We start from the raw sequence: 5,978 nt of genomic DNA, 5'->3' as shown, positions 1-5,978 counted from the left end.
GTCCACTTAAAAAATAGGTGGACACGATCGTCGCTTCCTCGTCCTGTCGGTTCAAGGTGACATTGCCGGGGGCTTACCTATGGCCGAAAAAAACTCAGAGTTGAAAGTGGTGCGTCAGAGCCGCGACGGACGGCGGCAGTACGACGAGAAAGGCAAGCGCGCACTCATCGAGGCGGCGCTGTGCTCAGGCGTGTCGGTTGCCCGCCTGGCGCAGGAGCATGGAGTGAACGCCAACCTGCTGCGCAAGTGGATCACGAAATATCTGCTTGAGCGTGAAAAAAACAATGCGCCGACACCGCAGGACACCGTTGCCAGGGAGCACGATTTCCCACCGTCCGCGGGCGAGATAATCGACAGCGTATCGGACGGACGCCCGGATTTGATCAAGCCGGTGGTGCAGACTTCGGCACCTTCGCCATTTGTGCCCGTCGTTGCGGTGTCGTCGGCGCATCCACCGCCACCTGCGGTGCCGGTGATGGCGCTCGCGTTGCATGTGCGCCTTTCCAATGGTGTCGAGTTTGACATCGGGGAAGCAAGCGTCGAGGAACTAACCACCGTAGTCCAGATGCTCGGGAGGATGCCGTGTTCCGCTTCGACGAAAGCCTGAAAGTCTACTTGCACCGCGATCCCGTCGATTTCCGCTACGGCATGAACAGCCTGTCGATTCTCGTCGAGCAGGCCATGCATCTGAACCCGATGGACTCCTCTCTTTATATCTTCGGAAACCGCCGCCGTGACAGGGTCAAGATCATCGGTTGGGATGGTAGTGGTTTCTGGCTGATGACGAAGCGCCTTGAAACAAGCCGTTTCATCTGGCCCGACAGGAAGACCGAGGTCGTAGCATTGACGCCAGCGTCGCTGCACGCGCTGCTCGAAGGCGATGACATCACTGCGATCCGCCGACATCCACGGGAGGAATATTTGCGCGTGAGCTGAACATGGGCGGGCATGCATGGTCTAATCCGGCATGCCCGCCCAGATCACGATCTCCGCCGACGAGCTCAATGCGTTACTCGCCATGCGCGAGGCGTATGCCACCCTTGAGCGCGAGCACGAGGAAACCCGCAGCATGCTGCGTCTGGTGAGCGCGGAGCGCGACCTGGCCGAGGAACGGCTGCGTGCCTACCGGCGTGAGCTGTTTGGTGCAAGGAGCGAAGCACGGGACTCGGAACAGTTCGGGCTGTTCAACGAAGCTGAGGCGCTTGGCGCGAATGCGGCACCCGCCCAGGAACATACGCCCGAAACGAAGGTCGGTGCGCATACGCGCAAAAAGCGCGGCCACCGCAAGCCGCTCGATCCCGGGCTGCCCCGCGAGATCCGCCGGCACGAACTTCCGGAGGCCGAGCGTTTCTGTAGCAACGACGGCCATGCCCTGGTCGAGTTCGGCGTGGAAATCAGCGAGCAGCTCGACGTGATTCCTGAGCAGCTACGCGTGATCCAGCATCAGCGGGTCAAGTATGCATGCCCGTGCTGTGATCTGGGCATCAAGGTCACACCGGCGCCACCACGTATCATCCCACGAGGACTCCTGACCGAATCTGCACTTGCCTGGATCGCGGCGGGCAAATTCCAGTTTGGCATGCCGTTGTATCGTCAGGCTGCCCTGCTTCGCCGCTTCGGTGGTGATATCTCGTCAAACACAATCGCAGCCAGCATGGTTAAGGCCGGCCTCGCAACGCAGCCAGTCATTAACCTGATGCGTGACGCGCTGCTAGAGGCAGCGGTGATCCTCACTGACGAGACGACCTTCCAGGTCCTCAAGGAGAAAGGGCGCAAGCCACAGACGAAGAGCTACCTGTGGTGTCAGATGACAGGCACGGGAATCCCGATCTGTTGCTATACCTACACGCCGGGTCGTGGGGCAAAGCTGGCCGACAGGCTGTTCGCTGGCGTGCAGGAAGGCGCCGCGCTGATGACCGATGGCTATGAGGCTTATAACGGTATCGCCGAGCGGTACAAGCTCGTGCACCTTGGTTGCCTCGTTCACGCGAGACGTTACTTCGTTAAGGCCGAGGAAAATGTTCCCAAGGCGGCACGTACGCCAGATCTGCTCGCAACACGCTTCATCAAACTGTTTGGCAAGTTGTTTGCCGCCGAGGCACGCAGTAAAACGTGGAATGCAGACCGGCGTCAGCGCTTGCGGCAACACTATAGCGCCCGCGTACTCCAGGTCATCAAGGATCTCATGATCGAGCAGTCTCCAGGGGTGCCGCCCCAGAGCCTGCTTGGCAGGGCACTGCGCTATCTGCGTGAGCAGTGGCCGAAGCTGGTGCGCTACCTGGAGAACGGCGACTGGCCGGTATCGAACAATCCTTGTGAAAATTCCATTCGCCCGTTTGTCGTTGCACGCAAGGGCTTCCTGTTCGCAGATACGGTTGCCGGCGCACATGCCAGCGCAAATCTCTTTAGTCTCGTTGAAACCTGCAAGGCCAATGGTATCGATCCATACCGCTACCTGACCTGGCTGTTCGAGCGCCTGCCTCTGGCAAAGACCGCCGACGACTACGAAGCGCTCGTGCCTTGGCGGATGCCGCCCTCCCAGAACTGATTCGCAGCATATTCACTCCACGAATCAACGCGCCTGTCTACTACACAGAGGGGCGGCGATAATGGATCGCTTACAGCTGAACAAGGCACAGAAGGGTGAGTTGCGCTTTCCGCTGCCGGTCGGCTTGTGCTATGACGATGACGGCCGCATCGTCCTGGATCCCGATAACGAAGTGCGGGGCGCCGTGCAACTGGCATTCCGTCTGTTTCAGGAGACCGGCAGCGCATACGCGGTCGTCAAGCGCTTTGCCGAAGATGGTCTGCGCTTTCCCAAGCGCGCCTATGGAGGTGCCTGGGCAGGTCGACTCATCTGGGGACGCCTGAGTCACGAACGCGTGCTCGGATTGATCAGGAATCCATCGTATGCGGGCGTCTATGTTTTTGGACGATATCAGTATCGCCAGCGCATCACGCCTCAGGGAGAGGTACATAAGCGCGTGCAGCCGGTTCCGAAGGCGGACTGGCGTGTCCATCTGCCCGACCATCACGAAGGATACATCACCCCGGAGGAATTCGAGCGCAACCAGGCACGCCTGGCAAGCAACCGGACCAACGGCGAAGGTACCGTGCTCAGTGGTGCGGCACGTGAAGGACTGGCGCTGCTTCAGGGGCTGCTGATATGCGGCTGCTGTGGTCGGGCGCTGACCGTTCGCTACCAGGGCAACGGCGGTCTTTATCCGTTGTACCTGTGCAGTGCTCGCCGCCGCGAGGGTTTGGCCACCACCGATTGCATGAGCATGCGCGGCGACCTGCTTGACAATGCAATTGGTGAGGCTTTACTCACCGCCCTGCGGCCAGCCGAACTCAAACTCGCTGTGACCGCCCTGAACGAACTCGAGCAACGCGATCACGCCATCATGCGTCAGTGGGATATGCGCATCGAACGCGCCGGGTATGATGCCGCGCTCGCCGAACGGCGCTATCAGGAATGCGACCCGGCCAACCGTCTGGTCGCGGGTACCCTCGAGCGCCGGTGGAATGACGCGATGCTTCGCCTCGAGGCGACCAGGACCGAAGCCACCCGGTTCCAGAGCCAGAAGACCCGTGTCGCCACGTCCGAACAGAAGGCCCAGGTCCTCGCGCTGGCGCGCAATCTGCCGCGCCTCTGGCGTGCGCCCACAACCTCGGCCAAGGATCGCAAGCGTATGTTGCGACTGCTCATCCGGGACATCACCGTCGAGAAACTGTCCGCCACGAGACAAGCCGTGCTGCACATCCGCTGGCAGGGCAGCGCGTGTACTGACATCACTGTGGACCCTGCCAAAGCCAGCTGCCGACGCAATGCGTTACCCCGCCGCGTTCGTCGAGCGGGTGCGCGTACTATCTCTGCATCTGCCTGACCGGAAAATCGTTGCACACCTCAATCAGGAAGGCCTGCGCAGCGCCTCTGGCAAATCGTTCACGCTTGAAATGGTCAAATGGATCCGTTACCGGTACGGAATTGAAGCAACCTGCTTCAAGCAGCCGGACGAGCTCACGGTACAGCAGCTCGCTCACCGGTTGGGCATCAGTACGTACGTCGTCTATTACTGGATCGAGCGCGAAGTCGTCCAGGCCCGCAAGCTCGACGGGCGGGGACCGTGGTGGATCACGCTGAATCCCGCCAAGGAGCAGCAACTGCGGGACTGGGTACGCACGTCAAACCACCTGAAGCCGCAACATTCCCACACTCAACTGTGAGAGGTGCATTATGAAATCACCGTCGGAATGCCGAGAGGCCTGAGCTTGCCATTCGCTTTGGGTATATACACGCGTCGCGCGGGCAGCGGACTATACGAGCCCGCCAACAGTTCTTCGCGTATCGTCGCGAGTTCATGAGGGAGATGTGCTTCCATCATGCGCTTGTCGACACCATCCACGCCCGGCGTGCGGGCTCCGCTGGATGCCAGCGTGATACGAGCCGCCTCACTCAGCCAATCCCTGTCGGCAATCAGTCTCAGGAGTCGATCAAACTTGCGTTCTTTGTTCTCCGTCGACCATGTCGCCAGTTTGCTTTGCATTTCACTGATTATCAAAGGTCTTCACCTCACTATGGTCAGTTAATCAACCCCGCAAACCACTTCAACTGCCTCCCTTCGCCATGTAGCCGGCTTTCCCGACCTCGGACTACTACGGAGGCTCCGCCAGTCTGCACGTCATCGGGGGCGCACTCCCTTGGCATCCGTGCAGACCTTCCCCAGTTCACATGCTGGACTCAACGCATGGGCGAGGTTGCCTGTCGCAGTCTTTATCCTTGCTTGCCGCAAGTCGTCGCGAACACCACGGTCTAGCTGCGCGCTCCCCGTGATTCCTTGCAAACGGGCTACATATCCAGTCAGCAATCGTGCCGCCGGGCCATACGTGTGACCGGCAACAGCTCGCGTCCTGCCCATAAAGCGGTGTGGGCAGGGGTGACACTTCAACCCTCAGATGCGGTTTAACAGGTTCGTGTTCCTCAACCGTCCCATGCTCAGCCTGGAGGCTCATCTTGGCGTAACCGCTTCGCCGCAAGCCCCGTTTCCCACGGACTACGTCACCTTGCCAGTGTCGGCAAGTCACCGCCGCTTCGGCTCACTTCCTCTCGCAGCAGAGAAAGGGCATGCCCCGGTACTGCAAAGTCAACTTCTCCGGAGTCCTGCATTCCAGACATGCTCAAGCAGCTTCACCCCCAGTACGGGCGGGCTACGCTGGCTGGGCGTACCGTAGGTGGCATCGGCCACCCACAGCACGTTCGCCGCTTCGGCACTGAAGTGCCGGCGGACCAGATCCGGCGCACGCCGTGCCCGCGCACGTTGCCGCGTGGTACATGGCCAACGCCGTCGGCTTGCGCCGCACAGACCCGCGATGCGCATCAGGCGCGCCACGCGCTTGCGTCCCACGTGCACGCCCTCACGCGCAAGCTGCGCGTGGACGCGCGGCGCCCCATACGTGCCGCGCGAGCTCGCATGCAGCGTACGGATGCGCGCAAGCAGCTGCGCGTCGCTACACGAGCGTGTTGATGGCTCACGCACCAGCCACGCGTAGTAGCCGCTGGTCGAGACTGCCAGCAGCCGTGCCATTGCGGCAATGGGCCAGCGGACCTGGTTCGCCTTCATGAATCCGTACCCTTCGGCGGTACGGCTCCGGTCTCGCGGGCGAACCAGGCGGCCGCCTGAGAGAGAATGTCTCTTTCCATCTTCAGTTGGCGATTCTCACGACGCAGCCGCGAAAGCTCCTGCCGCTCGGTTGTGGTCAGCCCGTCATGACGCACGCCCGCGTCGCGACCGGCCTGTGCCACACCACCCAGTTGTAGATGGTCTGCGCGGTCGGCTCGAACTCCTTTTCCAGTTCCTCTGGCGTGCGCCCGGCCTTCACCAGTTCGACCATTTGCGCCCGGGAGGTCAAGCATTTTTGAGGTCCGTCCCATGAAACGATGCGTCCCACGGCCTGCCGGCTTTGACCATCGCGTTCAG

General features: G+C 61.1%; 7 protein-coding genes and 1 pseudogene. 5 read left to right on the top strand and 3 right to left on the bottom strand.

The genetic code is table 11. The features are described from left to right. The first annotated feature begins 79 nt into the window (after window positions 1-79). The 5 genes from SB822_RS54015 to SB822_RS53995 all read left to right on the top strand — a co-directional run bounded on the left by SB822_RS54015 (window position 80) and on the right by SB822_RS53995 (window position 4,227). On the top strand, window positions 80-607 hold the full coding sequence (locus SB822_RS54015) for a transposase (protein WP_114221155.1): 528 nt from the start codon (window positions 80-82) through the stop codon (window positions 605-607). Next, the gene (tnpB, locus tag SB822_RS54010; RefSeq protein WP_114221156.1) at window positions 583-936 is read left to right on the top strand and encodes an IS66 family insertion sequence element accessory protein TnpB; all 354 of its coding nucleotides are present in this window, start codon (window positions 583-585) and stop codon (window positions 934-936) included. Before SB822_RS54015 ends, tnpB begins: the two co-directional genes overlap by 25 nt. Before the next feature lie 31 nt (window positions 937-967). Next, complete coding sequence (gene tnpC, locus SB822_RS54005) at window positions 968-2,548, top strand: IS66 family transposase (RefSeq protein WP_103153695.1); 1,581 nt, start codon at window positions 968-970, stop codon at window positions 2,546-2,548. A 61-nt stretch (window positions 2,549-2,609) separates the two neighbouring features. Continuing rightward, window positions 2,610-3,887: a recombinase family protein gene (locus SB822_RS54000; protein ID WP_410858706.1), complete on the top strand. Its 1,278-nt coding sequence runs from the start codon at window positions 2,610-2,612 to the stop codon at window positions 3,885-3,887. After that, window positions 3,829-4,227: a hypothetical protein gene (locus SB822_RS53995; protein WP_410858705.1), complete on the top strand. Its 399-nt coding sequence runs from the start codon at window positions 3,829-3,831 to the stop codon at window positions 4,225-4,227. Before SB822_RS54000 ends, SB822_RS53995 begins: the two co-directional genes overlap by 59 nt. A gap of 17 nt (window positions 4,228-4,244) precedes the next feature. On the opposite strand, the pseudogene SB822_RS53990 reads toward SB822_RS53995, so the two are convergent. From SB822_RS53990 to SB822_RS53980, 3 genes and pseudogenes are all read right to left on the bottom strand, one after another. Continuing rightward, window positions 4,245-4,562 (bottom strand): annotated as a pseudogene (locus SB822_RS53990) (group II intron reverse transcriptase/maturase); the annotation flags it as partial. 582 nt (window positions 4,563-5,144) lie between these two features. Next, complete coding sequence (locus SB822_RS53985) at window positions 5,145-5,621, bottom strand: IS3 family transposase (RefSeq protein WP_410858704.1); 477 nt, start codon at window positions 5,619-5,621, stop codon at window positions 5,145-5,147. 136 nt (window positions 5,622-5,757) lie between these two features. Further along, on the bottom strand, window positions 5,758-5,978 hold a 221-nt coding region (locus SB822_RS53980; protein WP_410858703.1), incomplete at its 5' end, for a hypothetical protein.

Origin of the sequence: Paraburkholderia sp. SIMBA_054 (genome assembly GCF_046534875.1) — a bacterium.
GTDB classification, from domain to species: Bacteria; Pseudomonadota; Gammaproteobacteria; order Burkholderiales; family Burkholderiaceae; genus Paraburkholderia; species Paraburkholderia hospita.
The sequence above is the reverse complement of the archived record's forward strand: the minus strand, read 5'-3'. Positions and strand labels throughout refer to the sequence as shown.